At 36.1% G+C, this 2,713-nt stretch carries 3 protein-coding genes; all 3 read right to left on the bottom strand.

Going from position 1 to position 2,713, the window contains the following annotated elements; genetic code table 11:
* Nucleotides 1–56: 56 nt before the first annotated feature.
* The 3 genes from BM141_RS22715 to BM141_RS22145 are packed head-to-tail and all read right to left on the bottom strand — an operon-like array spanning nucleotide 57 to nucleotide 2,531.
* Complete coding sequence (locus tag BM141_RS22715) at nucleotides 57–251, bottom strand: hypothetical protein (protein ID WP_143091084.1); 195 nt, start codon at nucleotides 249–251, stop codon at nucleotides 57–59.
* Entirely contained in the window at nucleotides 248–1,417 is a 1,170-nt protein-coding gene (locus BM141_RS22150) for an HNH endonuclease family protein (RefSeq protein WP_091549613.1), read from the bottom strand. Before BM141_RS22150 ends, BM141_RS22715 begins: the two co-directional genes overlap by 4 nt.
* A gap of 1 nt (nucleotide 1,418) precedes the next feature.
* The gene (locus BM141_RS22145) at nucleotides 1,419–2,531 is read right to left on the bottom strand and encodes an adenine-specific methyltransferase EcoRI family protein (protein WP_091549612.1); all 1,113 of its coding nucleotides are present in this window, start codon (nucleotides 2,529–2,531) and stop codon (nucleotides 1,419–1,421) included.
* Nucleotides 2,532–2,713 lie beyond the last annotated feature (182 nt).

Raw genomic sequence — 2,713 nt, 5'->3', positions numbered from 1 at the left:
CTTTAAGTTTGTCAAAATTGAGTATTTACTTTATTATCTGTTTGGTTGTATGGCTGTTACTGTTTGGTTTTCCAAAATAACGTACAACGTTTTGCGGCTTGGCGTAGTGGCGGATTATTAGCACAAAAGTTCAATCGAAGAACTGCACTTGAACCTACCACAAAACTGTCATACGAAGCACTGCACCCGCCATTACGCCAAGCCGCTGTTACAGGCTGGCGTTCTGTCTTTCCGTTGTTTGTTGTCGTCATTTATTACCTTTTGCTCTGTTGTGTGTCTTGCATAACATTTCGCAATTTTTTATGTCTGTCGCACCGCCTTTGCTCCAAGCTGTTACGTGGTCTGCGTCCATTTCTGCAAGTTTCCAAATTTTAGTTTTATTGCTGTCGTGTCCTAATGCACATAATGGGCAATTTGAAACACCTTTTTTCTCTGCCTCTGCTGTCTGTTTTGTATAAACAGATTTTTTTATCGCATCGTCAAAAACCCGAACTTCTAAAAGTTTTGTGTCTGTTGAACCTCCAAGTATATATTCAAAAATTCCTCTGCGATTTTTCACATACGGGTCGCCATACAATTTTTTAACTTCATCTGATACTGTCTTTGAGTTGTAGGGTTGTTTCCGATAAGTTTCATAAAGTCTGCCCCATTCAAGCCCTTTCATTTCGCTTTCAACATCAGTAAATACAGTAGAAACCCAATCAATCACACTTGTAAAATAGTCTTTCAGTTCCGTAATGTTGTTGTCAAACCTGTGTCGGCTCATATATTCGCTAACATTGTCTTTACTTACCCATTCCAAAGCTCTTTCTAAAAAGTCTTGACGGTTTGCACTACCTGAAATGTAAGCACTCCACTTTTGGATATTGGAATTTTTACTATTGCTAAATTCTTCTTTGCCCAATGTGACGAAAGGACCTGAATAAACTGCATTCAGCAATTCTTGGCTATTTAAAGGAACACCTGCAATGTTTATAGTTCTGAACCATTCTTTAATTTCACTTTCTGTCCCTTCACATTCATAGATAAGAAGTTTAGCGTTTAATATTTTGTTCTTTTTGTCAAGGGCAAAACCACCAAATAATTGTTCATTTCCGTTTTCGTCTTTTATTGCGAATTTATTAGTCACAAAACGTCCAATGCTTGTGATACGCTGTTGACCATCCAAAACTTCAAAGTTGTTAGCGTTTACTTTGTTGAAGTAGATTAAGCCAATTGGATAACCTTTTAAGATTGATTCAATAACAGCTACTTCTCTTTTGCCGCCTTCAGAAGCATAAATGTAATTTCTTTGATATTCTGGTTGGATTGTAAGTTTTCCTGAAAGCCCAAATAACCCTTTGCCTTCAAGTTCGCTATAAACAAAACCATCGCATATTTCCTTTACAGTAATTTCTGTTCTTAATGTTGTTTCCATTTTAATTTACTCTCTTTTTTATCAGTATTCGTGCAAATAGCTTTTTCCCATCTACGTAAGGATAGCCGTGGTTTATGTCATCAACTTTTGTAGTAACCATTTGACCAATTATTTCAAATTGGTTTGGATTATATTTATCAAGAAACGTAATAGGAACACCCATTACTCCTTCATAGTCACTTGGTATAGCATCAGTAAATGGAACCTCAATAGCATCATAATTGTCATATTTTTTATAACCAACTCCTTTCACATTTTTATGAGAGCTAAACTTAATATTGTCATTCAGGGTCATTAATGGCAAAGGTTGGTGACGCTTACCGTGGTCTAAATTTGTAAGCCAAAGACAATTATTTGTTGCTATTATTCTGTTTCCATCTTCATCAATTCTCGCCTCTGTGCCATACAGCTCATAGGTTTCAGGAACTATAAAGCCTGAAATCCATCTACCCATTCCTGTTCCTAACCAAACTTTATTTTCTTTTATTAGTGAGAAAACCTCTCTATATGAAAGTGAGTTTATGTTTCCTATTATTAAAAATTTTTTGTCATATTCAACAAGCTGTTTTATGAACTCTCGGAAAAGACTAAAAGGTGGATTGGTTATAACAAAGTCGGCTTGTTTCAATAATTCTATTGATTCAGCACTACGAAAATCACCGTCACCGTCCAATGGTGACCACTCGTTCTTTTTGTTCTGTTTTAGTTGCAGTGCAACATCTTTTAAACTGAACTCACCGTCACCGTCAATGTCACCAACTGAGTTTATAATAAATTTGTTGGCTGTTATTTTGGGACGACCTTTTTTTTGTTTAACAGTGTCATTGTCTACAAACAATCCTAATTGAGTATTGGCAACAGGTGAGGGTTTGTAACTTGTAGTAATGAGTCGTTTTAATCCAATTCGGTCAAAGTTCAAAATGAAATACCGAAAAAAGTTGCTTTCATATGGGTCGTCACAGTTGCAATAAACTATTTTACCTCTGAATGTGTCAGCGTTATACTCCAAATAGGCTTCAACTTCTTTTTGTATGTCAATGTATTGAGTGTAAAACTCATCACTTTTTGATTTCTTTGCTTTGTGCAAGAATTTACTTGCTCCTTGTCTTGCCATTTTATTCTATTTCTTTATTTCAGGTTCTAAATTTACATTTTTGTTGTCAACTGTCATTGTGTTGTGGTGTCGTCCTACGCTTGCCTGTAACGGAAAGGGCTTGGCGAAGGCGGGAGTTTCGTAGCACTTCACCGCAACCAAGCACAAGGTATATTTTTATTCCAAAAGTTGAAAATTCAGCA

Origin of the sequence: Thermoflexibacter ruber, from assembly GCF_900113045.1 — a bacterium.
Taxonomy (GTDB): Bacteria; Bacteroidota; Bacteroidia; order Cytophagales; family Thermoflexibacteraceae; genus Thermoflexibacter; species Thermoflexibacter ruber.
This window is presented reverse-complemented; position numbering and strand designations above follow the sequence as displayed.

What these genes read in the sequence shown, in the direction of transcription:
- BM141_RS22715 (WP_143091084.1), bottom strand. Translation starts at nt 251, where the DNA reads ATGACGACAACAAACAACGGAAAGACAGAACGCCAGCCTGTAACAGCG.
- BM141_RS22145 (WP_091549612.1), bottom strand. Translation starts at nt 2,531, where the DNA reads ATGGCAAGACAAGGAGCAAGTAAATTCTTGCACAAAGCAAAGAAATCA.
- BM141_RS22150 (WP_091549613.1), bottom strand. Translation starts at nt 1,417, where the DNA reads ATGGAAACAACATTAAGAACAGAAATTACTGTAAAGGAAATATGCGAT.